Origin of the sequence: Oceanobacter mangrovi (genome assembly GCF_019740315.1) — a bacterium.
GTDB classification, from domain to species: domain Bacteria; phylum Pseudomonadota; class Gammaproteobacteria; order Pseudomonadales; family Oceanobacteraceae; genus Oceanobacter; species Oceanobacter mangrovi.
Genome location: NZ_JAHXZR010000011.1, coordinates 83,427 through 108,764, shown reverse-complemented (window position 1 = coordinate 108,764; position 25,338 = coordinate 83,427). Strand labels below are relative to the sequence as shown.

Annotated in this window: 24 protein-coding genes and 1 pseudogene; 11 read left to right on the top strand and 14 right to left on the bottom strand. The window is 55.4% G+C overall.

What is annotated here, in order from left to right; genetic code table 11:
* Positions 1 to 124 precede the first annotated feature (124 nt).
* From K6123_RS19490 to K6123_RS19455, 8 genes are all read right to left on the bottom strand, one after another.
* Positions 125 to 2,047 carry a PrkA family serine protein kinase gene (locus K6123_RS19490; RefSeq protein ID WP_221800840.1) on the bottom strand — a complete coding sequence of 641 codons (1,923 nt, stop codon included), beginning with the start codon at positions 2,045 to 2,047 and terminating at the stop codon, positions 125 to 127.
* Positions 2,048 to 2,545: 498 nt separating this feature from the next.
* Positions 2,546 to 2,869 carry a thiosulfate sulfurtransferase GlpE gene (gene glpE / locus K6123_RS19485; protein WP_221800838.1) on the bottom strand — a complete coding sequence of 108 codons (324 nt, stop codon included), beginning with the start codon at positions 2,867 to 2,869 and terminating at the stop codon, positions 2,546 to 2,548.
* A 38-nt stretch (positions 2,870 to 2,907) separates the two neighbouring features.
* A complete protein-coding gene (locus K6123_RS19480) occupies positions 2,908 to 3,729 on the bottom strand; it encodes a symmetrical bis(5'-nucleosyl)-tetraphosphatase (RefSeq protein WP_221800836.1) in 822 nt (273 codons plus the stop codon).
* A 75-nt stretch (positions 3,730 to 3,804) separates the two neighbouring features.
* On the bottom strand, positions 3,805 to 4,182 hold the full coding sequence (gene apaG, locus K6123_RS19475) for a Co2+/Mg2+ efflux protein ApaG (protein ID WP_221800834.1): 378 nt from the start codon (positions 4,180 to 4,182) through the stop codon (positions 3,805 to 3,807).
* A gap of 11 nt (positions 4,183 to 4,193) precedes the next feature.
* Complete coding sequence (gene rsmA, locus K6123_RS19470) at positions 4,194 to 5,012, bottom strand: 16S rRNA (adenine(1518)-N(6)/adenine(1519)-N(6))-dimethyltransferase RsmA (protein WP_221800832.1); 819 nt, start codon at positions 5,010 to 5,012, stop codon at positions 4,194 to 4,196.
* A gap of 57 nt (positions 5,013 to 5,069) precedes the next feature.
* Positions 5,070 to 6,077, bottom strand: a complete 1,008-nt coding sequence (pdxA, locus tag K6123_RS19465; RefSeq protein ID WP_246624915.1) for a 4-hydroxythreonine-4-phosphate dehydrogenase PdxA — start codon at positions 6,075 to 6,077, stop codon at positions 5,070 to 5,072.
* A complete protein-coding gene (locus K6123_RS19460) occupies positions 6,074 to 7,354 on the bottom strand; it encodes a peptidylprolyl isomerase (protein WP_246624914.1) in 1,281 nt (426 codons plus the stop codon). Before K6123_RS19460 ends, pdxA begins: the two co-directional genes overlap by 4 nt.
* Entirely contained in the window at positions 7,344 to 9,866 is a 2,523-nt protein-coding gene (locus K6123_RS19455) for an LPS-assembly protein LptD (RefSeq protein ID WP_221800827.1), read from the bottom strand. The genes K6123_RS19460 and K6123_RS19455 overlap by 11 nt, the downstream gene beginning before the upstream one ends.
* A 194-nt stretch (positions 9,867 to 10,060) precedes the next feature.
* Between K6123_RS19455 and K6123_RS19450 the strand changes: the two genes are divergently transcribed.
* Genes K6123_RS19450 through djlA form a run of 3 tightly spaced genes read left to right on the top strand, consistent with a single transcriptional unit; the run spans position 10,061 to position 12,579 of the window.
* A complete protein-coding gene (locus tag K6123_RS19450; protein WP_221800824.1) occupies positions 10,061 to 11,086 on the top strand; it encodes an aminoglycoside phosphotransferase family protein in 1,026 nt (341 codons plus the stop codon).
* A 5-nt stretch (positions 11,087 to 11,091) separates the two neighbouring features.
* Positions 11,092 to 11,784, top strand: a complete 693-nt coding sequence (gene murU / locus K6123_RS19445; protein ID WP_221800822.1) for an N-acetylmuramate alpha-1-phosphate uridylyltransferase MurU — start codon at positions 11,092 to 11,094, stop codon at positions 11,782 to 11,784.
* Positions 11,785 to 12,579 carry a co-chaperone DjlA gene (gene djlA, locus K6123_RS19440; RefSeq protein ID WP_221800820.1) on the top strand — a complete coding sequence of 265 codons (795 nt, stop codon included), beginning with the start codon at positions 11,785 to 11,787 and terminating at the stop codon, positions 12,577 to 12,579.
* Positions 12,580 to 12,606: 27 nt separating this feature from the next.
* Here djlA and arfB read toward each other — a convergent pair whose 3' ends face one another.
* Positions 12,607 to 13,041: an alternative ribosome rescue aminoacyl-tRNA hydrolase ArfB gene (arfB, locus tag K6123_RS19435; RefSeq protein WP_221800818.1), complete on the bottom strand. Its 435-nt coding sequence runs from the start codon at positions 13,039 to 13,041 to the stop codon at positions 12,607 to 12,609.
* A gap of 22 nt (positions 13,042 to 13,063) precedes the next feature.
* Positions 13,064 to 13,759 (bottom strand): PAQR family membrane homeostasis protein TrhA, encoded by a 696-nt coding sequence (gene trhA, locus K6123_RS19430; protein WP_221800816.1) that lies wholly within the window; start codon positions 13,757 to 13,759, stop codon positions 13,064 to 13,066.
* A gap of 210 nt (positions 13,760 to 13,969) precedes the next feature.
* Here trhA and K6123_RS19425 point away from each other — a divergent pair, with 210 nt between their 5' ends.
* The 4 genes from K6123_RS19425 to gspD all read left to right on the top strand — a co-directional run bounded on the left by K6123_RS19425 (position 13,970) and on the right by gspD (position 18,037).
* Positions 13,970 to 14,263, top strand: coding sequence for a GIY-YIG nuclease family protein (locus K6123_RS19425; protein WP_221800814.1), 294 nt, complete (start codon positions 13,970 to 13,972; stop codon positions 14,261 to 14,263).
* 163 nt (positions 14,264 to 14,426) lie between these two features.
* On the top strand, positions 14,427 to 15,188 hold the full coding sequence (gene gspN / locus K6123_RS19420; protein ID WP_221800812.1) for a type II secretion system protein N: 762 nt from the start codon (positions 14,427 to 14,429) through the stop codon (positions 15,186 to 15,188).
* 34 nt (positions 15,189 to 15,222) lie between these two features.
* Positions 15,223 to 16,116 (top strand): type II secretion system protein N, encoded by an 894-nt coding sequence (locus K6123_RS19415; RefSeq protein WP_221800810.1) that lies wholly within the window; start codon positions 15,223 to 15,225, stop codon positions 16,114 to 16,116.
* A 4-nt stretch (positions 16,117 to 16,120) separates the two neighbouring features.
* Positions 16,121 to 18,037: a type II secretion system secretin GspD gene (gene gspD, locus K6123_RS19410; protein WP_246624913.1), complete on the top strand. Its 1,917-nt coding sequence runs from the start codon at positions 16,121 to 16,123 to the stop codon at positions 18,035 to 18,037.
* 208 nt (positions 18,038 to 18,245) lie between these two features.
* Here gspD and K6123_RS19405 read toward each other — a convergent pair whose 3' ends face one another.
* Positions 18,246 to 18,830, bottom strand: coding sequence for a Maf family protein (locus K6123_RS19405; protein ID WP_221800808.1), 585 nt, complete (start codon positions 18,828 to 18,830; stop codon positions 18,246 to 18,248).
* Positions 18,831 to 18,997: 167 nt separating this feature from the next.
* Between K6123_RS19405 and K6123_RS23535 the strand changes: the two are divergent.
* Together K6123_RS23535 and K6123_RS23530 are read left to right on the top strand one after the other, a co-directional pair.
* A pseudogene (locus K6123_RS23535) lies at positions 18,998 to 19,675 on the top strand (methyl-accepting chemotaxis protein); the annotation flags it as partial.
* Positions 19,667 to 20,131 (top strand): CZB domain-containing protein, encoded by a 465-nt coding sequence (locus K6123_RS23530; protein WP_425517720.1) that lies wholly within the window; start codon positions 19,667 to 19,669, stop codon positions 20,129 to 20,131. The pseudogene K6123_RS23535 and the gene K6123_RS23530, both read left to right, overlap by 9 nt.
* Before the next feature lie 26 nt (positions 20,132 to 20,157).
* On the opposite strand, the gene K6123_RS19395 is transcribed toward K6123_RS23530, so the two are convergent.
* On the bottom strand, positions 20,158 to 21,078 hold the full coding sequence (locus K6123_RS19395) for a malate dehydrogenase (protein WP_221800805.1): 921 nt from the start codon (positions 21,076 to 21,078) through the stop codon (positions 20,158 to 20,160).
* A gap of 255 nt (positions 21,079 to 21,333) precedes the next feature.
* On the opposite strand from K6123_RS19395, the gene K6123_RS19390 reads away from it, so the two are divergent.
* Complete coding sequence (locus K6123_RS19390; RefSeq protein ID WP_221800803.1) at positions 21,334 to 22,146, top strand: sulfite exporter TauE/SafE family protein; 813 nt, start codon at positions 21,334 to 21,336, stop codon at positions 22,144 to 22,146.
* Positions 22,147 to 22,239: 93 nt separating this feature from the next.
* On the opposite strand, the gene ssb is transcribed toward K6123_RS19390, so the two are convergent.
* Together ssb and K6123_RS19380 are read right to left on the bottom strand one after the other, a co-directional pair.
* Positions 22,240 to 22,998 carry a single-stranded DNA-binding protein gene (ssb, locus tag K6123_RS19385; protein WP_221800801.1) on the bottom strand — a complete coding sequence of 253 codons (759 nt, stop codon included), beginning with the start codon at positions 22,996 to 22,998 and terminating at the stop codon, positions 22,240 to 22,242.
* Complete coding sequence (locus K6123_RS19380) at positions 22,982 to 24,355, bottom strand: MFS transporter (RefSeq protein WP_246624912.1); 1,374 nt, start codon at positions 24,353 to 24,355, stop codon at positions 22,982 to 22,984. The genes ssb and K6123_RS19380 overlap by 17 nt, the downstream gene beginning before the upstream one ends.
* 257 nt (positions 24,356 to 24,612) lie before the next feature.
* On the opposite strand from K6123_RS19380, the gene K6123_RS19375 reads away from it, so the two are divergent.
* The gene (locus K6123_RS19375; RefSeq protein ID WP_221800797.1) at positions 24,613 to 25,290 is read left to right on the top strand and encodes a LuxR C-terminal-related transcriptional regulator; all 678 of its coding nucleotides are present in this window, start codon (positions 24,613 to 24,615) and stop codon (positions 25,288 to 25,290) included.
* The last annotated feature ends 48 nt before the right edge of the window (positions 25,291 to 25,338 follow it).

Genomic DNA, 25,338 nt, shown 5'->3' with positions numbered 1-25,338 from the left:
TGAAAGATTGGCCTTGCCTGCGCTGCGCGCTTGTCCAAACCTCCCAATAATCTTGATAGCGGGCCGGAAATTCCGGCCCTGTGCAGCCTGTTATCGGCCCGCCTGGCGGGCCAACATCAAGGCCTTACTGCGATTTGCGAACCCGCAGATACCATTCAGACAACAGTCGTACCTGTTTCTCGGTGTAGCCACGATCGGTCATACGGGCGACAAAATCGTCGTGCTTGCGCTGATCGTCGTTGGATGACTTGGCTGAGAACGAAATAACCGGCAACAGATCTTCGGTGTTGGAGAACATTTTCTTCTCGATCACTGAACGCATCTTTTCGTAGGACTGCCAGCTCGGGTTGTTGCCGTTGTTGTTGGCGCGGGCACGCAACACGAAGTTGACGATCTCATTGCGGAAGTCTTTTGGATTGCTGATACCAGCCGACTTCTCGATTTTCTCCAGCTCTTCGTTGATCGAGGTACGATCAAGCATTTCACCCGTTTCTGGATCACGGTACTCCTGATCCTGAATCCAGAAATCGGCGTAGGTCACGTAACGGTCAAAGATGTTCTGGCCATATTCTGAGTAGGATTCCAGATAGGCAGTCTGGATTTCCTTGCCAATGAATTCGACGTATTCGTGGGCCAGGTATTCCTTCAGGTAGTTGAGGTAACGGTTGTGGGTGTCGTCAGGATACTGTTCCTGTTCGATCGCCTGTTCGAGAACATACAGCAGGTGAACCGGGTTAGCGGCTACTTCTGTGCTGTCGAAGTTAAAGACCTTGGACAGAATCTTGAAGGCGAAACGGGTTGAGATACCGGACATGCCTTCATCAACACCAGCACCGTCGCGGTATTCCTGAATCGACTTGGCTTTAGGGTCCGTGTCTTTGAGGTTTTCGCCGTTATAGATTCGCATCTTCGAATAAATGCTGGAGTTTTCCGGCTCTTTCAGACGCGAAAGTACGGTGAACTTGGCCAGCATTTTCAGCGTGTCGGGCGCACAGGGGGCGTGTGACAGTGAGCTGTGTTCGAGCAGCTTTTCGTAGATCTTCACCTCTTCATTCACACGCAAACAATAAGGCACCTTGACGATGTAAACACGGTCGAGGAAGGCCTCGTTGTTTTTGTTGTTCTTGAAGGTTTGCCATTCGGATTCGTTGGAGTGCGCCAGAATCACGCCTTCAAACGGAATCGCGCCCATGCCTTCGGTACCGTTGTAGTTACCCTCCTGGGTCGCGGTCAGCAGTGGGTGCAGCACCTTGATCGGTGCCTTGAACATTTCAACGAATTCCATCAGGCCCTGGTTGGCGCGACAGAGTGCACCTGAGTAGGCGTAGGCATCCGGATCATCCTGGGAGAAGTCTTCCAGTTTGCGGATGTCGACCTTGCCGACCAGTGAGGAAATATCCTGGTTGTTCTCGTCACCGGGTTCGGTTTTGGCGACACCGGTCTGGTCGAGAATGGATGGATAGAGTTTGACGACTTCGAACTTGGAAATATCACCGCCATATTCGTGCAGGCGTTTGACCGCCCAGGGTGACATCACTCGGCCGAGATAGCGCTCCGGAATACCAAAGTCTTCCTGCAGAATGGCGCCGTCTTCGACCGGGTCAAACAGGCCAAGTGGCGATTCAAATACCGGCGAACCCTTGATGGCGTAGAACGGAATCGCCTGGATCAGTTGTTTCAGACGTTCGGCGAGGGAGGATTTACCACCACCTACCGGACCCAGCAGATAGAGCACTTGCTTGCGCTCTTCCAGCCCCTGGGCGGCGTGACGGAAATAGGAAACGATGCTCTCGACGGCTTCTTCCATGCCATAGAATTCATTGAAGGCCGGGTAGCGCTTGATCACCTTGTTGGAAAAGATTCGGCTGAGACGCAGGTCTTTCGACGTGTCTACCAGTTCCGGTTCACCAATCGCCATAAGCATGCGCTCGGCGGCTGTGGCATACACACTCGGGTCTTGCTTACAGAGCTCGAGGTAGTCTTGCAGGCTCATGACTTCTTGCTGAGTGGCCTGGTAACGCTCTTGAAAACGGCTGAATACACTCATTGTTCACCTCTTCGGCAGGTAGATAGCGATGTTCGGATGACGTCGTTGCTTGCGGCGTTCCTCTTGAATAAAAAATAACTGTTCGTTGTCTGTTGATGGTTGTCGAAGCCGCAGAGCCAGGCAATTTAGCTTGCTCTGTTAGCGTCATTCTCTCTTTGGTCAACCAAACCCCGTTTGGTTCAGTCTAGCCCCAAATTGGCGATATCACATATTTCTGACACCTGTTTGTAATATGCATTGAGTGTGCCGGGGTTGCCAAATGCAGCTCAGTGTTGCTGTATGGGCAACCGTTTTAACGCCTTTGAAAAATTACAGGCAGAAGCGTAAAGCCAGATTTCATCAGGGTTTCAGGGGACGATAGCTGGGTATAAAAAAGTTAGTGTAAAGATTGTGAAACGGGTGTCAGGCGGAGGTTCGATCTTGGCTGCCGGGAAACCAGCCTGGAGAGGGAGACCGGCCGGGCACATGACTGTGGCAGCGGCCGGAATTGCAGCTGGATCAGCCGCGTTCGCACAGCTCTGGATGCATCAATTTCCAGCGTTCGTAGCCGCCAATCAGGCTATAGGCCTGGCTGTAACCCTGTTCGGCAAAAAACTGTGCAGCACCCTGGCTGGAATTACCGTGATAGCAGCACACGATCAGTGGGGCAGAGGCATCAGCGGCAGCCATAAATTCACGCAGATTGCTGTTATCAACCCGCTTGGCGCCTGCGATGTGGCCGGAGCCGTAGCTCATGGCGTCACGGATGTCGGCAACGTTGACGTTGCCTTCCTCCAGCATGGTTTTAGCCTGCTCCGGAGTGATCTGGGTAAACTTGCTCATGGCTGTCTCCTGTGATGGTTCTGTGATTGTTGCAGCCGTTAACCGGGATTCGCCGGTACCGAAAAACGTTGTTGGTCATCCAGCCGCATGGCGGTCAGGCTGCCGCCCCAGACACAACCGGTATCAAGGGCAAAAAGCGTGTTATTGCCGGTGTGGCCAGCCAGAGCCGCCCAATGTCCGAAAATGATGCGTGTTTTGGCGTTTTTTGCCTCATATTGGGGCGCTTTAAACCAGGGAAAATATCCTTCGGGCGCGCTATCCAATCCTTCCTTGGCCTTGAAGTCGAGTCGACACTGCTGATCGATAAAGCGCATACGCGTCAAATGATTGACGATGGCTCGCCAACGATCCGTTCCTTGCAGGTCATCTGACCAGATATTTGGCTTATTGCCGTACATTTCAGCCATCAGTTGCTGACACTGTTCGCCCTGCAACACGGTTTCGACTTCGGCTGCCAGCTGGCGTGCCTTGCCGGCACTCCACAAAGGGGGAATGCCAGCGTGGCTCATGCACCAGCTGCCATCATCCGACAGGTGAACCAGTGGACAGTGGCGTAGCCAATCCATCAATTCGGCACAATCCGCTGCCTGCAGCACGTCATCAATGGTGTCGCTCTTGCTCTTTTTTTCGCCGCCGTAGTAGCGCGCCAGCAAGTGCAGGTCGTGATTGCCCAGTACTGCAATGACCCGGTTACCAAGGGATTTGGCCCAGCGTAACACGGCCAGGTTGTCCGGACCTCGGTTAACCAGATCACCGGCCAGCCAAAGCTGATCATGTTGCGGGTCGAACTGAATCAGCTGCAGCAGTCGCTGCAGCGGTTCGTAGCAACCCTGAATATCACCAATTGCGTATATTGCCATATGATTTTCTGTTTGCCACCTGTCAGGAGAGCTCTCAATTAATTAACGGGCCGTTTTATTAATTGAGAACGTCCACTAGTTCAGCGCGTGGGTAGACGCCAGCGTAAACACCGGAATGGAGGCATGGAACAGCGTGCCGTCAGCCGCTTCCATAACGTAATAGCCACGCATGCTGCCAACCGCGGTGCTGAGCACAGCACCGGAGGTGTATTCGTATTCCTCACACGGCTGGATGGTCGGCTGTTCACCGATGACCCCTTCGCCTTTGACTTCCTGCACATCGCCGTTGCCATTGGTGATAAACCAGTGGCGGGTGCGCAGGGTCACCGGCTGGCGGGCGTTGTTGATAATGACAATGCGATAACTGAAAACAAACCGCTCGTCTTCCGGGTCGGATTGATCGTCCAGATACTGGGGCATTGCCTCAATCAGTATGCTGTCACTGAGTTCCATGTCAGGCTCCGTTATTCGGTTTCGCTGGCGGCCTGTTGCTCGTACACGGCATCGGCGATGGTGACGTATTGAGCCAGGGTCAGCACTTCAGGACGCAGGCCGGTATCAATGCCCAGTTGAGCCAGAGCGTCTGCTGAAATCAGGTTTTTCAAGGTATTGCGAATGGTCTTGCGGCGCATGTTGAAGGCTTCGCGAACCACGCGTTCGAGGGTTTTGACGTCTTTCGCCTGAATCGGCAGCGTTTCGTAGGGAATCATGCGAACAATGGCGGAATCCACTTTTGGCGGTGGATTGAATGAACCCGGGCCAACGATAAACAGCGGTTCAACCTTGCAGTAATACTGCGCCATGATGCTCAGGCGGCCGTAGTCGCCATTACCTGGAACTGCGCCCAGACGTTCAACCACTTCCTTCTGCAGCATGAAGTGCATGTCCTGCACCTGGGCGTGATGGCTGAGGAAGTGGAAAATCAGCGGTGTTGAAATGTTGTACGGCAGGTTGCCGACAATCCGTAGCCGCTGACCCGGTTCGAGCAGCTGGCTGAAGTCGAACTTGAGCGCGTCACCTTCGTAGATCCGGAATTCCGGGTAGTTGAAAAACTTGGTCCGCAGAATCGGAATCAGGTCGCGGTCGAGTTCGACCACGTTGAGCTTGCCGGAAGCTTCCAGCAAGGGTTCGGTCAGCGCGCCCATACCTGGTCCAACCTCGACCAGGCAATCGGTTGGTTGTGGGTGAATGGCACTCACAATCTTGCTGATGATGTACGGATCGTGCAGAAAGTTCTGACCGAAACGTTTTCTGGCGCGGTGGCCATGCATATTGGCTTTCATAGTTCAGCTCGTGCTGCCTGTCGCCTGGTTGGCGACAGGGCGTTTAATTCTGTGTGTTCAGTGCAGTGGCTGGTTGGCCGTCTGACGGCTGTTGGCCATCTGTGCCGCAACGTTAATGGCGGTCAGCAAACTGCCCATATCGGCCTTGCCGGTGCCGGCAAGATCCAGCGCGGTGCCGTGGTCAACCGAGGTTCTGATAAAGGGTAGCCCGAGAGTGATGTTGGCGGCACGTCCGAAACCATGAAATTTCAACACGGGCAGACCCTGATCATGATACATGGCGAGGGTTGCATCGGCGTGTTGCAGGTGTTTCGGGGTGTAGAGGGTATCGGCTGGCAGCGGCCCGATCAGCTTCATGCCTTCTTCATCCCGCAGCTGCTGCAGCGTCGGGATGATGATATCCAGCTCTTCGCGGCCCAGATGACCATCCTCCCCGGCGTGCGGGTTCAGACCAGCGACCAGAATGCGCGGCTCGGCACAGCCAAAAAAGGTTTTCAGATCCTGATTGAGAATACGGCTGACCCGTTTCAGGCGCTCTGGCGTAATCGCATCGGCGACGTCCCGCAGCGGCAGGTGGGTGGTCACCAGCGCCACTCGCAGGTCCTCAGTAGCCAGCATCATGACGACTTCTTCGATACCGGCGAAGTCGCGGAAATATTCGGTATGGCCGCTGAAACTGACACCGGCATCGTTGATCACACCCTTGTGAACCGGGGCTGTGACAATCGCGTCCCAGCTGCCGTCGTGACAGCCTTCAGCAGCCAATGTCAGGGTGTTGAGTACGTACTGGCCGTTGGCGACGTTGAGCTGACCGGCAACCACTTTGGCGGCCAGTGGCACGTCGGCGACAAACAGTTGGCCGGGGGCGGTCGGCTGGCGTGGATCAGCAGCATCAAATGGCAGCAGTTGCAGCGGCAGTTGCAGCTGCTCTGCCCGCTGTTTCAGCAGGGTTTCGTCGGCAATCACAACCAGCTGATGCTGGCTGCCTTGCTGGGCCAGCTGGACACAAAGGTCCGGGCCGATGCCAGCGGGTTCACCTGCCGTAATGGCCAGTCGATGGATCATGATGGCTCCTTGATATCGACGTAGGCTTCAGTACGAATTTTACGCAACCAGATTGGTAATTCTTCTTCAAAACGACGGCTGTACAGCAGTTGGCGCACCTGGCCACGTTGTACCTGGGCACCAATATCAGTTTGACGACGGTCTTCAACCTGCAAAATGTGCCAGCCGAACTGGGTTTCGAATGGCGCGCTGATGTGGCCAATTTCGGATTGCTGCATGGTGGTGTCGAACTCCGGCACCATGTCGCCGGGGTTGGCCCAGCCCAGATCGCCACCGTTGGCACCGCTGCCCGGGTCATCACTGTATTGTTTTGCCAGCGCGGCGAAGTCTTCACCATTTTGCAGCCGCACGTATAGATCGTTGGCAAGTTTCTCGGCGGCTACCTTGTCTCGCAGTTTGTTCGGGCTGATGAGAATGTGACGAACCTGATACTGGGTCACCATCTGGGTGTTGCCGCCACGTTTTTCCAGTACCGATACCAGGTGGTAACCGCTGGAGCTGCGAATCGGCTCGGAAACTGCTCCGACTTTCAGCTTTGGCACCACATCGGCAAAAATACCTGGTAGCTGACCTTCCTTGCGCCAGCCCAGATCGCCACCCTTGAGGGCGTTGCGGCCGTCAGAATCGGCAATCGCGACGTCGCTGAAACGGGCACCGTCGCGGATTTGCTGAGCCAGGCTACGAGCTTTTTGTTCGGCTTTTTGCAGGTCAGCAGCCGTCGCGTCGGCAGGTACGGAGACCATGATGTGGCCGAGGTGATATTCAGCCGCTGAGGCTTGCTTGCCGGCTTCCGACGCGAGGAAGTAGTCAACGTCCTGATCGGTAATCTGGATAGTCTCGCCAACCCTGATGCGTTGCAGACGGCTGGTGACCATTTCGGTCTTGATCTGGTCACGGGCGGCAGCAAACGGTACGCCTTCGGCTTCCATGGCAGTGCGGAACTGTTCCAGCGACATCTTGTTCTGTGAGGCAATACGCTGCAGTGCTTCGTTGAGCTGGGCGTCACTGATACGAATACCAATACGCTGGGCCATTTGCAGCTGGATGCTTTCTTCGATCAGGCGATCCAGCACCTGCTTGCGCAGTACGTCTTCGGCAGGCAAACGAGCACCACGGTTTTGCAATTTAACGTTGTCGATACGCTGTTGCAGTTCGCTTTGCATGATGACGTCGTCTTCGACGATGGCCACCACCTGGTCAATCAGCACAGGTTTGGCGGCGGCGAAGGTGCTGGCAAGCGTTGCACAACAGATAAAAATCAGCTTCTTAATAGTCATGGTATTGTCGTCTGGTGTAACCCTGAATGCTGTTGCGGAGGGTGGCATCGGTGCCGCCTCCGAGCGTAGTGAGCCCTTTCAGCTGAATGCTGAACATCAGGCTGTTGCTTTTGTTGGTGCTGTAGTCGGCGTCGTCATCGGCTGTCGGCGAAGTTTCCTTGTACATCAGCTGGAAGCGCCAGCAGCAGTTCTGGTATTCGAATCCGGCGAGGGATTCCAGTACTGCACTCTCAGGGCGTCGTTCGCCCGCGTTGTACTGCTTCATATCCCGCAGTACCCGGCCAGTCAGTGCCCAGCTGTCGTTAATTGCCCAGAAGCCGTTGATATCCGCCTGGTAGAGGTCAACGTCGATACTGTTGGTATCGTTGTCTTCACTCTGAACCTTGTTGACTGACAGGTTCAGCATGCGATTGGTTTCCGGGGTGTAACGAATTCCCAGTCGGCTCTGACGGGCAAAGTTGCCGTAGGTGTCCCATTCCATGGTGTTGTAGATGCCCCAGTTGTTGTTCGGACGCCATTCCAGTTCGGCCAGCGTTGACGAGGTGGCGCGACTGTCGTTGATTTCGTCGGCCTCAATCTGTACCCGTCGATCACCGGAGAAATACATCCGGCCGAGGCTGAAACGCAGCCATTCGTCGCCTTCGCTGTCGACGATGCGGCTGGTGGCACCAATGCTGACCTGGTCCAGGTCGGCCAGCCGGTCGTAGCCGGTGAAGCGGTCGCCAGTGAACAGGCTGTCGTAACTGGTGCTGGTGATCTTGGTGTCGAAGGTCGGGATTTCATCCTGTCCGGCGACGTAAGGGCTTTTGACCCAGAACAAACGCGGCTCCAGCGTTTGGGTTTGCTGGTCGCCGAACCAATCGAGTGGCCGTTCAAAACGCAAACCGGAGTCGAGGCTGTAGCGTGGCGCGACAAATTGCTGGTTGGCATCGTAGTTGTAGCTGCTGTCATGGCTGTCGAGACGGTAGGCGCGGTAGCGGTAGCTGACTTGCGGTTCAACATAGCTCCAGCCGTTATCGAAGCGCCAGCCGAGATCCGCATCGGCAACCAGGCGGTTGCCGTTGAGTGAATCAAAACCACTGAGGCTTTCTTCGGTGCCATCAATCAGGGCTGACTGATCACGCAGGAAACGGCTGCCCTGCAGTAAACCGCTGACCTTCCAGCCATCTTGCCAGCGCTTCTGATAGTTCAGACTGGCCTGTGGCAAGCGTTTGTAAGGCCGTTCTTCGAGGCTGATGGTGCTGTCGATGGTCTGGTATTCGGATGCCTCCAGGTTAACCGTGAAGTCATCACCGCGATAGGTTACCCGGCCCTTGCGCGGCAGGTGAGTGGAACGGTCGATACCGTAGGACGAGTTGAAGTCGCTGAGGTAATCGTCGTCACTGACGTGGTTGTAGATCCATTCGTGGGTCCAGCGCTCACTGATCTTGCCGGACTGGCGATAGTTGATCAGCCAGCGTTCGTCGCCAGTGCTGGCGTCCTGATTCAGATAGGCGTAGTTCAGTTCTCCATCGCCTAGCAGAGCCGTTTTATGGCGCAGCTGGTTTTCCCACAGCCAGCCATGCTCGTTGACATAGTGTGGCGTAATGGTGGCATCGAGATTGGCTGCCAGGTTGAGATAAAATGGCGTTTTCAGCTCTTGCAAACCGGCATCACCACCAATCGAAAAGCTTGGGTCGAGGAAGCCTGTGGTGCGGCGGTCGTCAATCGGGAAACGGTAATAGGGCAGGTAAAACACCGGCACGTCCATCACTTCCAGGCGGGTATTCCAGGCGCTGCCGATGCCTTTCTGCTGGTCCAGATGAATTTCGCTGGCGGCGATTTGCCAGTCGTTCTGGCCCGGCTCACACCAGGTCACTGTCGCCCCTTGCAAGGCAATAACACCATCGGAGCGAGTGGTCATATGATCCGCTGAGCCACGCATATGGCGTTCGGGCAGGGAATATTCCGACTGCTGCAGTTTCAGCTCGCTGACTTCGTCACCAGTACCATCACTGCCAGCCTCGCCAGCAATATTATGGCTGTAACTGGCACCCTTGCCCTGCAAGACTACCGCGCCGTTATCAACCCGGATATCGCCACTGAAGCTGCCATGTTGCAAGGCAGCATCCCAGCTGGCCTGGTCGGACTTCAATATGGTACTGCCGTAGTGCATGGTGACATCACCGGTCAGTTCAGCATTGCCATCACTGTCCATGAAGGCGTGATCCGCTTCGGCTTCCAGTCGTTTGGCTGGCAGTGTGACGGGTGTTGCGGGCAAATACATGCCGCTGCAAAAGGATGGCAGGCTGGCTGCCTGCTCCGCCGTCAGTGCCGCACGTGGATACCAGTTCAATGGCGTGCTATTCAGGCGGATACTGTCTGCACTAACGGTTGGCTGGTCGGCCTGGCTGGTCGTGTCTTCTGCCTGGGCAGGCAAAACCGCAAGCCACAGGCACGCGAGGGCACTCAGACGGGTCCCGGTGGGTGCTGAGCGGGAGAAAAACTGCTGACCAACGGTCAGAACAGTCATGAATCGGGAATGTTTTTCCGGCATGCGGAGCCAAGGTGCCTTGTGAGTGCCTGTCAAATCAACTGTGTTATCTTACCAACCCGCTGGATTACCCGAACCTGTCGCATGGTGTCCAGTGTGTTTGTTGCGCGCAGATGATACGGGCGACGCCCAGCGTGCGCAATTTTAGTTCGACAAGTTATGTTGGAGCCAAAATGGATCAGCGTTTAAATGGATTGGTTGAATGGGCTTCTGATCAGATTCGCCAGCTGGCGGACATTGATTTGCAGGGGCAGGTAGAAGCGGTATCCGGTGATGCCAGCTTTCGGCGTTATTTCCGCCTGCGTGGTCTTGGCAGCAGCTGGATTCTGGTCGATGCCCCGGCCGACAAGGAAGATAACCCGCGTTTTATTGCCATTGCCCGGCGCTGGCGCCAGAGCGGTGTGGCAGTTCCGGCGGTACTGGCAGCGGATGTTGAACGTGGCTATATGTTGCTGGAAGACTTTGGTGACACCCTGTTGTGGCAGGCCGCCCATCAGGATGACGCCACCGAAAAGTCCATTCTGGCGCTTTACCGTCAGGCGATAGACCAGCTGATTCATCTGCAGTCGGTGCCCAAAAACGATATTCCGCCCTACGACGCTGAACTGCTGGATCGCGAAATGGAGCTGTTCCGCGACTGGCTCTGTCAGCAGCAACTGGGTATGACCCTGAGCGCCGATGAACATCAGCTGCTGGATCAGACTTTCGCCTGTCTGAAACAGCAGGCACTGGCACAGCCTGTGGTAACCGTGCACCGTGATTACCACTCCCGTAACCTGATGCTGAAACCGGACCACAGCCTTGGGGTGATTGATTTTCAGGATGCGGTAGCAGGCCCGGCCTGTTACGACCTGGTCTCACTGCTGCGTGACTGTTACGTGCGCTGGCCGCAGCCGATGATTGACGAGCTGATGGCCTATTATTGGGAAAACGCCCGTCCTGCCGGTCACTATCTGGCCGACTGGCCACAATTTGTGAAAGATTTCGACTGGATGGGCATGCAGCGCCACCTGAAAGCGGCCGGTATTTTTGCCCGCCTCAACTTGCGTGACGGCAAGCCGTCCTATCTGGCAGACATTCCCAACACCTGCCAGTACCTGCTAGAAGTGTCAGCCCGCTATGCGGAACTGGCAGACTTTCATCAATGGCTGGTGTCGACCTTCCAGCCAGCCCTGCTGAACCTCAGCCTGCGGGACTGATCTGCATGAAAGCCATGATTCTTGCCGCTGGCCGGGGCCAGCGGATGGCACCGCTGACGGATCATTGTCCGAAACCCTTGCTGCCACTGGCGGGCAAGCCCTTGATCGTCCATCACATCGAGAAACTCGCCGCTGCTGGCATTACCGAGCTGGTAATCAACCATGCCTGGCTGGGCGATATGATCGAAGCGGCGTTAGGTGACGGCAGCCGCTGGGGCGTCAGCATTCGTTATTCCGCTGAAGCCGAGGCGCTGGAAACCGCTGGTGGCATTATCCAGGCACTGCCATTGTTGGGAGACGAACCTTTCCTACTGATCAACGGCGATGTCTGGACCGACTGGAACTACCACACAGCATTGCAATATTTAGCTGCCTTAATGGCCGATCATGGATTGCAGGCGTGGCTGTGGCTGGTGGAAAATCCGGAGCATAATCCAGCTGGTGATTTTGCCCTGCAACAGCAACGGGTGTTACCTGAGGCCGGTGAACAGGGCCTGACGTTCGCCGGGATTTCACTGATCAAGCCCGCTTTGCTGGCACAACTGCCAGCCGGAAAACGGCCACTGGCGCCGGTATTGCGGCAAGCCATGGCGGCGGGCAAGGTCGGTGGTGCGGAATTACAGGCGCGCTGGGTCGATGTCGGCACCCCGCAACGGCTGCAACAACTGGAACAGGTACTCATCGCGGAGGGCGCGTAAATGCTATGGATGGGTAAGCTGATGGGCAGCATGGTCGGACTGTTTAGTGGCGGTCCGTTTGGTGCCATGGTCGGCGGTTTTGTTGGACATCTGTTCGATCAGAATCTGGAGCGCTTCCTCACCGGTTCGATGGAACTGATGCCGGGCGTGACGTCACTGGGCGATATCCGCACGCTGTTTATTTCCAGCCTTTATCGTTGCATGGGGCTGGTGGCCAAGTCTGACGGCCGGGTATCTGAACAGGAAATTGCTGCTGCCAACTTTGTGATGGATCGGATGGAGCTGAAGGGCGAAGCCCGCCAGCAAGCGATTCGCTGGTTTCAGCAAGGCAAGACCGCGGGTTCCGAACTGGATGCAGACCTGCAGAAGCTGCGGCCAATGATGAGTGCACCCATGGCGCAGATGTTCCTTGAGGTGGTCATTTCCATTGCCTATGCCGATGGTGATATCACCCGCGCCGAGTGGGCGCTGATTGAGCACATGAGTAATTGTCTGGGCATCAGTCAGCGGCAAATGGACGAGGTGCGGGCGCGCATTGAATCGGTGATCTACCAGTCCCGTAATGGTGGTGCCAGTCGTGAAGACCAGCTGCAACAGGCGTATAACACCCTGGAAGTCAGTCCGGATATTGACGATGACAGCCTCAAGAAAGCTTATCGCAAGCTGATGAGCCAGAATCACCCGGACAAACTCAGTGCTACCGGGGTGCCGGAAGAAATGGTGCGGCTGGCGAAAGAGAAAACCCAGCAAATCCAGCAAGCCTATGCGCTGATTCGCAAGGCTCGCGGCAGTTAGACCGTAGCGCTTGAGCCTGACGGCAAGTCAGTAATCACTGACCTTGCCACGCATGGCCTTGACCTGACCACGACGGTTCTTTTCATCAACCCGTTTACGCTGTGAGGAGCGGGTTGGTCGGGTGGCAATCCGGGGAGTCTGTACCACGGTAGCCTGCAGGACCATTTCTCTCAGGCGCTCAAGGGCGTCTTCGCGATTCTTCTCCTGGGTGCGGAACTGCTGTGCCTTGATCACCAGCACGCCTTCCTTGGTCAGGCGTGAATCTTTTTGCTCCAGCAAACGTTCCCGAATGGCTTCCGGCAGGCTTGAATTGGCAATATCAAAGCGCAGGTGAATGGCACTGGAGACCTTGTTGACGTTCTGGCCGCCGGCGCCCTGGGCGCGGATTGCCTGCATGTCGATCTCATCCATGGGAATACAGATGCGATGATTTATGTAGAGGCCGTTGTCTGTATCTGCCATCCGGTCGTCTTGCCCTGTTTCGTTAACCAGTGGTCAGCATCGCATTTATCGCCGCAACATCAAAGTCGGCGAGGCCATAGGCAATCGCCCAGAAGTGGCAAAAGACACCGGCCATGACAAACAGATGCCAGATTTCATGGAAGCCAATAAAGCGTGGCCAGGGATTGGGCCATTTGCAGGCGTAGATAATGGCGCCGATGGTATAAAACAGTCCGCCGGCTACAAGCCAGTGCAACACGCTGGCGGGAATGCGTTCCATTGCCGGATTAATCGCCAGTACGATCAGCCAGCCCATCGCCAGATAAATCAGCGTTGATAACCAGCGCGGGGCGTGAATCCAGAAAATCTTCAGGCCAATTCCGGCCGCCGCCAGCGCCCACACACCAGCAAACAGCCACCATCCTAACGGGCCGTTTAATGGCACCAGACAAATTGGCGTGTAGGTCCCGGCAATCATCAGAAAAATCGCCATATGGTCGAGTCGCTTGAGACGTTTGATGCGTTGTTCTGAACCATGTACCAAATGGTAGACGGCACTGCTGGCAAACATCAGTAGCATGCAGATACCAAAAATCGGGAACGACACCTGCTGCCAGATGTCTCCATGCTCGGCGGCCTGCACGCACAGAATGGCAAGTGCCACGATGGCGAGCAGGGCACCGGCCAAATGGGTAAAGCCACTGACGGGTTCACGAAATAAACGGGTACTGACAATCATACGTAGGCTCTGGGCTGCGGAACGAGTAGCCGGAAAACCGGCTTGGGGTAACAACACTATCGGATCACTGTTAGCATCAGCGGTTCAATCACCCGCGAGCCATCTGTGCTGGCTGGCGCAGGGCAGAGGATAGACATCCTTGCCAGGTATGGGAAATTCAATGGTTGTGGTTTGGAATCAGGATTGACAGTAAAAGACGAAGATTTGGAAATGGCGTGGTTTGTCTATCTGATCCGGAACAATCTGGGACAGCTTTATTGTGGCGCCACCAATCACGTTATTCGCCGCTTTCGGGAACACAGTGGTGGCAGTAAAAAGGCCGCCAGGGCGCTGCGGGGCAAGACTCCCCTGCAGCTCGAATGGAGCATTCAGCTACCCGATAAGGCGGCAGCACTACGCTGTGAGTATCGGGTCAAACAACTGGGCCGCCAGCAAAAGCTGCGGCTGATCGCTGGCGACGAAGCCGTGCGTCAGCGGGTGGTTCATGGTAGAACGGAACAATAACAAGAGTCGTTGGCCCGCCAGCTTGTGATAGCCGCTGGTCGGATGGCCAATAACGACAGGGAGGTTGAAGATTTGTTACACAGCTGTCATATCCCGGCTTTAGACTCCCGCCCCCTGTCAGTAGAATGACTCGCAAATATTTAGTAATGGATTTTTTATAGTCATGTTGTCTGCCATCTGGAGCGCCCGCTGGTATCTGTTATTGGGATTGCTCTCCCTGCTGGTTTTCCTGGTGATTACCGTTCCCCTGCACTTTGTCTGGCACTACGCCGAACCGCAGCTGAAAGGTCTGCCTGTGAAGGTGGAATCGGTTGCCGGTACGCTGTGGGATGGCCGTTTTCAGCTTAGTGATCGAATGGTCGGAACTCTCGACGGTGAGTGGCAATTGCAACCACTGGCGTTGCTGGGTGGTGCACTGGTAGCTGATATCAAGGTTGAAGGCCGTGATCTGCGTGGTTCGGGTGAGCTGACGGCTTCCCCCAGTGGTGAACTGCAAATTCACGACTTCGACGGTTATGTCGATAGCGCACTGTTACAACCACTGTTGCGACGCCAGAAAGTCAGTCTGAATGGCGAATTGGAAATCTCTGCGTTGAGCCTGAGTGGCAATTTGCAAACCCGCCAGCTGGCGGACATTGCCGGTCGTCTTGTCTACAGCGGTGGCAAGACCGAATTCCCGGTTGATCGCAAGACCATTAATGCCGATGTACCGATGCTGGTTGGTAATCTGGGCATGGACAAGGACAAGGCGGTACTGGATGTCGTCACCACCGACGGTGCCAATCTGGCCACCGGATTCTTGCAGCCGGATGGCTGGGCAGGGGTGTCGGTGCGCCGTCGTTTTGTCGACGTACTGGGCCAGCAATGGCCTAACAAGGCAACCGAAGACACGGTGATTTTTGAAGTGTCACGGAAGATTCTATAACCTTGGCGCCGACCCGGAGCGACCTGATTTGGATATGAATGCGGTACAACTGCCTGTGTGGCAAAAACTGACCCTGCTGACCGGCAAGCTGGCGCTGACCCTGGCGATCAGCTGGCAGGCTTCCCAGCTGATCTGGGACGTTGTGGCACCAGCACCGCTGGTGTTACAGGCGCCAGCGGTGGCGGCCAAAGACAGTGCTGCGCCGCAAACTGCCGGAACTTCCCGTTATCACCTGTTTGGTGAGCCTTCCCGTGAACCGCCGAAAGTGGTGCAGCAAGCGGTTGAAGCGCCGGAAACCAAACTGCGTCTGACCCTGCTGGGCATTAACCAGTCATCCCGGGCTGAACTGTCGAGCGCCATTGTTTCTGTCTCCGGCCGTCCTGGTGAATATTTCCGCATGGGTGACACCGTGCAGGGGCGTACCAAACTGGCCGGTGTACAACCCGACCGCATTATTCTGGATACCGCAGGCAAGCTCGAAACCCTCAAGTTTGACGATGCGCCGATGAAAGGCTCGGAAGTCCGCAACATCGCGCCGAGCGCTGATCGTGACGGCGATCCGGATGCTGATCAGTTGCCGGAACGGCTTACCAAGGGCTCGTTGATGGATCGTTTCAAGAAAGTCCGCAACGCCGATGAATTTGTTGATGTGGCCAGTGCTGAAATCTCTGAAGATCCGGTGGCAGCATTAAACAAAATGGGTCTTGAGCCACAAGGCAGTGGTGAAGGCTATCGGGTCAAACCCGGTTCACCGCTGATGCAATTCAAATTACGACCTGGTGATGTGGTGCTGTCGCTGAACGGCCAGTCACTGGGTGATCCTGCCAGTGACCAGAGTTTGCTGGCAGACCTGCAGAACGCTGGCGAAGTTATGATCGAAGTACAGCGCGGCGACAGTCGTTTCACCGTTAACCACAGCTTGGAATAAATCGATGGGTGCTATCAAATATTGGGCAATGACTGCCTTGTTGCTGCTGGGCTTGAACGCCAGCGCGCAGGAAAGCTGGCAGATCAATCTGAAAGAAGCGGACATCGGTGCCTTTATCAGCCAGGTTGCGGATATTACTGGCAAGAGTTTTGTGATTGATCCGCGGGTCAAGGGCAAGGTCAACGTCCTCAGCAGCGATCCGATGAATGCCAACGGTGTTTATGAGTTGTTCCTGTCGGTACTCGACCTGCATGGCTTTGCGGCCATTCCTGCTGGTGACGTGGTGTTGATTGTGCAGCAGAACGACGTCAAACAGGTGGGCCGTGATCTCGACACCAAGGTCGCGCCGGGCAGCCAGGAAATGCTCACCAAGGTGATCATGATCAAGAACACTCCGGCGCTGGATCTGGTGCCAATTTTGCGGCCGCTGGTGGCCAAATACGGCCACCTGGCCGGGGTCAAGTCGGCCAACGCCCTGATCATTTCTGACCATGCTGCCAACATCGACCGGATTGAACAGATTATTGATCGTCTCGACCGCTCCGGCAGTGAAGAGCTGGAAGTGGTGCAGCTGAAAGAAGCCTGGGTCGGCAACGTGGTGACCATGTTGCAGAGTCTGGACCCGCAAAAGGTCAGCCAGGGCAATGGTGAAGGCAGCAACACCGCTGGCAGCATTCGGGTGGTGGCAGATGAGCGTAGCAATCGGCTGATCATCAAGGGCGAAAAAACCGCCCGTGAACGTATTCGTCGTTTGATCGAAGAACTCGACAAGCCGTCCTATTTCTCGGGCAGTGCCCAGGTTATTCGACTGCAATATGCCGACGCGTCCAAGCTGGCCGAGTTGCTGAAAGGCCTGATGGGCGAAGTTACCAGTAATGACAAGGATGCCGCCCAGGTGAAGGGCAATGTGGGTATATATGCCGACGAAGATCTCAACGCGCTGGTGGTGCGTGCTGAGCCATCCTTGATGAAAGAAATTCAGGAGCTGGTCAGCTCTCTCGACGTTCGCCGTGCCCAGGTGTTGATTGAATCGGCCATTGTCGAAGTGACTGGCAGTGTTGACGATGCGCTGGGTGTGCAGTGGGCCAGCGGTGACATCAACAATCCGGTGGCGGCGACCAACTTCAGTGATGCCGGGCCTTCGATCAGTTCAATTGCCACCAGTATTGTCAGTGGTGATTACGGTGATGCTCTTGGCAGTGGTCTGACCATTGGTGGATACAGCGAACTGAACGGCAACTTCAGCTTTGGTGTGATCCTGCAGGCATTGCAGAGCAACAGCAACACCAACCTGTTGTCGACGCCAAGCATTCTGACCATGGATAACCATGAAGCGGAAATCGTGGTCGGCCAGAACGTACCGTTCCGTACCGGTTCAACCGCTTCTTCCAGTAATTCAAACCCCTTCACCACCATTACCCGCGAAGACGTTGGTGTGACGCTGAAAGTGATTCCTCACATTCACGATGGTTCTGATATTCGTCTGGAAGTGGAAGCTACCGCCGAATCCGTTTCATCCACCACGGTTGATGGCAGTGCGGACCTGATCACCAACAAGCGCTCGGTGAAAACCATGGTGCTGACTGCCAACGAAGAAACTGTGGTTCTGGGTGGTCTGATCCGTGACGACGTTATTGAAACCCAAAGCAAGGTGCCACTGCTGGGCGATATCCCTCTGATCGGCTGGCTGTTCCGTTCTAGCAGCAGTGAACACACCAAGAGCAACCTGATGGTATTTCTGCGTCCAACGGTCGTGAATACCGGCGAAGTGGCTCGCCAGGTGACTCGTGAGAAATTTAACGGTATTTGGGAATTCAAGTTGTCTGACCAGCTTGGCGTAGATGATCTCGATACCCAGCTGGACGGCCTGTTCCGTGGTCTGCCAATGGGTGAACTGAACAAGGAAAGCGAGGACGACTGAGCCCTGGCCTGTGTGAGCAATGTATTCCTGTAACTGCTTTGCGTACGGGATGACGGCGTTATTTGCATCAGCCGAATAAAAAATACGTCCTCCTGGGCTTGCCCCAGGAACCATGTGGCGATGAAACTCTCTTCGCCGCATGGTTCCCGTATCAGCTTTGCGTACGGGATGACGTGAATTGGTTAAACGAACCGCGTGACTCCAATACTCAGCGTTTCACCTCGGCCAGCGGATTGGCTCCAGCCTGACGGAACAGTTCCAGTAAGGCGATCAACGGCAAGCCAATCAGGCTGTTGAAGTCACGGCCATAAATCCCTTCAAACAAATGAATTCCCAGTCCCTCAATCTTGAAGCTGCCTGCACAATCGAATGGTTGTTCTAGTTGCAGGTAATGGAGAATGTCGGCATCCGTCAGCTGGCGGAATTGCACCTCGATGGGCTCCAGCGCAGTTCGGCACTGGCCCTGATGCCAGAGGGCCACGGCGGTGGCAAAACGAATGCGCTGGCCGCTGCAATCCCGTAATTGTTGCTGCGCTCGCTCAAGGTTACCGGCTTTTCCAACAATCGTACCGTTGAGACTGCAGGACTGATCGCTGCCGATAATCCAGTGCTCTGGCCAGTCACTGGCGAGCACCTCGGCCTTCTGGCGCGCCAGTCGAAGCACGTAGTCATCTATTGACTCGTGAACCAGTGGTGTTTCATCAATGTCCGGGCTGGCGCAATCAAACGGCAGCCCCAGTTGTTGCAGTTGTTGGCGCCGATAAGGCGAAGAAGAAGCCAGCAATATTTTCATAACAGCGATACCAGAACAGAGCAGAAGCGCCGGAATTATCGGCTCAGGTAGCAACCAAAATCCAGTCCAGATATTTCCTTGATAGCAAACCGCAAAAGCGGCTCAAGTGCGCTGGCAATTTGCCGCTAACGTCTACACTTGCTGTAGATATCTGCTATGGACTCACTATGTTTGGAAATCGAAAACTAACGGAAGCCCGCGAGGCTAACCAACGTCTGCAGCAACAGCTGGCAGATTTGCAACGGGACAACGATCAGCAGGCGCAGCAAATTCTGGCCATGCAGGCAGAAATTGATCGGCTGTCACATGAGGACCAGCGCAACGATCAGGACGTCAGTCACGGCTGTAACCGGCTGTTCGGACTGGTCAACCAGGTACGCGATGATGTCACTCGTGACGCCAGTGATGTGACTGAACAAAGCCAAAGCTTGCACAGAGTGCTCACCAGCGTCAGCGATGTTGGCCATCGTTTGCAGCAGGCTGGAGGTCAGTTACACACTATTTGCAGCAAGTCCTCCGAAGCTTTTGAATCCGTTACCGGACTGAAAAAAGTGGCCGAGGGGATCGCCAACTTTGTGGTGATGATCAAGAGCATTTCCGAACAGACCAATCTGCTGGCCTTGAACGCCGCCATCGAAGCCGCTCGTGCTGGCGAACAGGGTCGGGGCTTTGCAGTGGTGGCCGATGAAGTTCGTACACTGGCAGGTCGTACTGCTGAGGCGACCACCGAAATTGCCGGTTTGATTGAGCAGATTGGTGACGAAGTGGATCTGGTCTCAGGTCAGATAGAAACGGTGGGGAATCAGTCCGGCCAGCTGGCGCAGACCGTTAATGCCATGGCGACGGATGTGATGCAGGTTGGCCAGGTGTCGGAGCAGGCCAGTAAGGTGATTCAGAGCAGTGCTGATCATGGCTTCCTGAACTCCGTGAAGCTTGATCACCTGTTGTGGATGCATGCTGTCTACACCCGGATTCAGGAACCTGGCCAGGATTCCCGGCCGCCAGGCAATGAGTCGGAATGCCGCCTTGGTCATTGGATGACGGATGGTGAAGGCTACCAGCGCTTCCGCCAGTTCACCGCCTTTGGTCGTCTGAAAGAGCCTCATCATGGCGTGCATCAGGACGGCATCGCCGCCCTGGAAGCCTTCAAGCGCGGTGATCACAAACAAATGACCCAGAAGTTGTTTGCGATGGAACGTCACAGCGAAAGCGTGATCCGTTTACTCAATGAGCTGGCGTATGAGCAAAAGCAGCGTCATAACAGCAGCAAGAGTGACAGCAACAGCAAACCACGGCGCTGATCTGTAATATCAGCCCTGCCTGCCGTTTATGACGGCAGGTTTTGTTGTAGCTGCTGAATACAGCTCCGCAGCGTCGCAGCACTGTGTAAAAAAGCCTGTTGCTCCTGCTCGTTCAGGGATGGGTGCAGAATACGTTCTATGCCGCGGCGACCAATCACCGCAGGCAAACTCAGACAGACATCATCGACTCCGAGAAATCCATCCACTTGCAGGCTTACCGGCATGGTATGGCGGGTGTTGGCGGCAATGCCCTTGATGATATGGGCCGCTGCCAGCGCCACGGCATAGTTGGTGTAGCCCTTGCGACGAAATACCTCAAAACCGGCTCCGGCAGCCTGCTTGGCCATGTCATAACGGGACGGAGTGGCTGCCAGCAACTCGCCGCCAGCACTGGCACAACTCATGGCGGCAAACTGGCTGTCACCATGCTCGCCGAGAATATAGGCACGAATATCTTCCATATGGATCTGCAGATCGTCAGCCAGCAGCTGGCGGAAGCGGGCAGAGTCCAGCAGCGTGCCGGTACCAAGAATCTGACCCGCCGGAAAACCGGTAAATTTCAGCGCAAAATGCACCAGTACATCGACCGGGTTGGAAGCAATGACGATCACTGCTCCGGGGGCGTAACGGGCCACTTCCGGTAACAGCTGTTGCATCAGACTGACGTTGGCCGTGGCCAGCGAGAGCCGGTCTGTTAATCCGGCCGGGGTGGGCGCTGAAGCACAAATCGCAATCACATCGGAATCAGCGGTGTCTGCCAGCGTGCCAGCAACGATTCGGGTCGGCGCTTCGGCAAACAGCTGGCCGTGGCGTAAATCCAGCACGTCGCCCATCACCGCATCGGGCGAGCGGCCAATCAGCACCAGCTCATCGATAAAACTGCGATTCGACAAGGTGAACGCCAGGCTGGAGCCCACTTTGCCGATGCCAATAATCGAAACTTTCATATCCAATCTCCAGGATCATGCTGCTGTCAGTGTAAGCCCTGACTTTAATGGCGGACAGTCGACCTTTTTGCTGGCTGGCCATTGCGGGCAAAACCGGACGGTTACGCCACGGGTTATCGGGAAGCCAAATTTTCAGGTGACTGTATGCTGGTTTTGGAATATTGTTATAAGCATCTAACAAAATGATCTAAGCTGAAGCCCAGCGGTTGTCTGGCCGCTGTGATTGGCTTTGCATGACTCCTCTGGAGGCTGTTGATGATTAACGAAATTCTGCTCGGAGCCGGTGTAGGCATTGCCTTGGGTCTGACGGGCAGCGGTGGCGTACTGGCTGTACCGGCGCTGATGCTGGGGCTTGGCTTCACATTACAGGAAGCGGCACCGGTGTCGCTGATCGCCATTGGCATGGGTTCGCTGATTGGCACCATTGATGGCCTGCGGCGCGGACTGGTACGTTACCGGGCGGCATTGGTGATGGCCGGGTTCGGAACCCTGGCAGCGCCGTTAGGTATTCATCTGTCGCATATTTTACCGATCACTCTGTTGACCATTTTATTCAGCCTGCTGCTGTTGATGATCGCGGTGAAAATGGTGCGGCAGGCACGCAAGAATCAATTGGCGACTGAAGATGACCACAAGCTGGCGCAGAACTGCATGCTACGGCCGGACACCGGTCGTTTTCAGTGGAACCCCAAGTGTTTCTCTACGCTGGCTGGGATTGGTGCCTTGTCTGGCCTCAGCAGTGGCTTGCTCGGCGTTGGTGGTGGCTTTCTGATTGTGCCGGGCGTCCAGCACTTCAGTAACCTTGGTATGCACGGCATTGTCGCAACGTCATTGGCCGTGATTACACTGATTTCCGGTGGCACCGTGGTTCATTCATTGATGGCTGGTGCCGAAATTACCGCCCAGGGCTGGTGGTTTATTGGCGCGACCAGTGTTGGCCTGCTGGCCGGTCGGGTAGCCGCCCCGAAACTGCCTGCACGGGTATTGCAACTCAGCTTTGCGGTGTTGGCTGCGGTGGTGTCGGTGATGATGATGTACAAATACCTGTTGCCGGTGTTGTTGGGCTGAGGCTGAGGTTTTCCATAACCACATAGCCAGAAACAAAAAATCCGCCAGCTGGCGGATTTTTTGTGGGTGAAATTCGCCCATGACTGCTGATGATTAGAACGGAATATCGTCGTCGAAATCATCAAAGTTGTTGCTAGGCTGCGGCGCCTGCTGATAGCCACCCTGGTTCGGTGCTGGCTGTTGCGGCGGACGTGGAGCCTGTTGTGGGGCATGCTGCTGTGCTGCCGGAGCGTGTTGTTGCGGTGCTGGCTGGTAAGGCTGCTGCGCTGGTGCTTGCTGCATCGGCGGCTGTTGCATGGCCGGTTGTTGTGCAGGCTGCTGATAGCCGCCCTGTGGGTTACCCATGGGCTGTTGTGGCTGTTGACCATAACCCTGGTTGCCCATCGGGTTCATGTTCTGGGCTGGTTGCTGTGGTGCGTTCATCATGCCGGCAGCACTCGGTTGTTGGTAGCCGCCACCCATGCCTGAGCCCATTCCTCCACCCATACCGGAACCCATGCCCATACCGTCGCCACTATTGCGGTTGTCGAGCATCATCATGTCGTTACAAACGATTTCGGTGGTGTAGCGTTTGATGCCGTCTTTTTCCCATTCACGGGTTTTCAGCTTGCCTTCAAAGTAGGCACGGCTGCCTTTTTTCAGGTACTGCTGACAGATTTCAGCCAGTTTTCCGTACACCACCAGACGGTGCCATTCAGTCTGGTCGACTTTCTGGCCGGTTTGCTTGTCATTGTAACTCTCATCGGTCGCCAGAGTCATGTTGGCTACCGCGTTGCCGTTGGGCATGTAACGCACTTCCGGGTCACGGCCCAGAGTACCAATCAGTGTCACCTTGTTAACGCTGCGACCCATGGTTGTCTCCTGTATTCGCTGTAATGGCTAGCGCCAGTGACTGATCAAATTCACTGGCATTGACTTTCAGATAAACGGCTTCTTCTTCCGGCAGTTCGATCAGTTCGGCGACCCCGGGCAGGTTCAGCAGGCTGGCCTGCTGGCCACTGCTGAGCGCGGTTTCGAGTCGTAGCCGAACACTGGTCAAATGGCGTGGTGCCGGGGCCAAAAACATAATGACTGCCCATATCACCATAGCAACTGCAAAAACACCAAAGACCCAGTTCACACCCAGGTGAGAGAGCAGCCAGCCGCCCAGACTACCACCCACAAAGGCACCCAGAAACTGCATGCTGGAATAAATTCCCATGGCACTGCCTTTGGCGCCGGCGGGCGCTGCCTTGCTGAGCCAAGAGGGCAAGCTGGCTTCCATCAGGTTAAAGCCGAGGAAGTACAGCAACAGCAATGCGCCCCAGTGCCAGACGGTCGCGGCCTGGGTCATCAGTAGCAGTGCCAGAATGATAAAACCACTGGCCAGCAAGACGATGGGTTTCATCTTGTGGCGTTTCTCGGCAATGATGATAAACGGCACCATTAAAACAAAGGCCAATACCATTACCGGCAAATAGAGTGTGCTGTGGTGATCGGCGCTGAAACCAATGGCTTTCAGCTGCAACGGAATCGCCACAAAAATCGCCACCATGAGAGCGTGCAGGACAAACACGCCAAGGTTCAGTGGCCACAGATTCTTGTTGGCCAGCTGGCGTTTGACCTCACTGACCACGGCAATCGAATCGCGGTGCCGCACCTGTGGCGGATTCGGAATCAGCAACAGGGTAACGACCACGCCACCAACGGCGAGCACGCCCGTGGTGGTGAAAATCAGATGCAAACCACCCAGTGATGACAACCAGGGCCCGAGTACCAGCGCCACCGAAAAGGACAGGCCAATGCTGGCACCAATAAAAGCCATGGCTTTCATACGGCTGTCTTCGTTGGTGAGGTCGGTCACCAGCGCCATAATGGCACTGGCAATAGCGCCACCGCCTTGCATGGCGCGGCCAATAATCAGTCCGTAAACAGAATCCGCCTGGGCGGCAATCAGGCTGCCAACGGCAAAAATCAGCAGCCCACCAATGATCACCGGCTTGCGGCCTATCTTGTCAGACAAGGCCCCGGCGGGGATTTGTAACACGGCTTGAGTGAGGCCATAAACGCCCATCGCCAGACCCAGTAACTGGGGAGTGGCATCTTCCAGCGATAGGCCATCAATCATCAGAACCGGCAGGACCATGAACAGCCCGAGCATACGCAAAGCGTAGAGGGCAGCGAGCGATGCGACAGCACGCTGTTGTACAGAATTTGGTATGGCAGACATGTGTTTTCCAGATAGCGGAGCCATCCCGGGCTTCCGTAAAACGTGATCAGGGTCGTTGTATATTTGAAAAAGTGCGCTAGTTTATCAGCTCTGCTGCTGAGATTTCAGCAATCATTGGAATATTTAGCGCATAGGCAGGCAGCTATAGAGGTGTAAACCTGGCTGTAGGTTCCCTAAGGATGTGGTGGACCGAAACAGTACCTGATGATCAATGGTGCTGCTTATCCAAAATAATTTTCGCTGTCAGGGAGAGATTTATGGCGAATTTGCATACGACTCGCAGGGGTTACCTTGCGCTCTGCGCCGATAATTCGGTGCAAACCAATATGCTGGTTGATCTGTTAACCGAAACCTTTGGCCCATGGCGGCTGTTGTGCAGCAGTCTGGCGGCGATAGACCTGCGCCAGTGTAGGTTATTGCTGATTGATGCCAACAGTCTGGATCTGGCCAGCTGTTGCCGCTGGCTCGATCAGATCTACAAACACACCGGCCACAAGCCCTCTGTGGGGCTGATTAATCTGCCCGCCGGTGACCAGCGCGAACAGCTGGCGCACTGGCCGCAGGTCAATGGCATTTTTCGCTCGACGCTGGATCAACAGCAGTTATTGGATGGTGTCGAAACCCTGCTGCGCGGTTGCGCCAGTCTGCCGGAATCCGTGCTGGCCAATGTGTTGCACGTTAATCGCAAACGTCCGAACCTGCTGGTGCCGTTGCCGGTTCAGGTAACGCCACGGGAGCTACAGATCCTGAGGTTTATGATGGCGGGTTACCGGAATCAGGACATTGCTGAAGAACTGGAAGTCAGTAAACACACGGTTAAAAGCCACGTTTACAACCTGTTCCGCAAGATCAGTGTGAAAAACCGGGTGCAGGCGGTGACCTGGGCGGAGCGATATTTAGGTGATCTCGGTGAGGATAAACCGCTACCGTCGTAAATGACTGTTGCAGCAGTCATTGATTCCAGAGTGCGCTGAGGTCTGTTT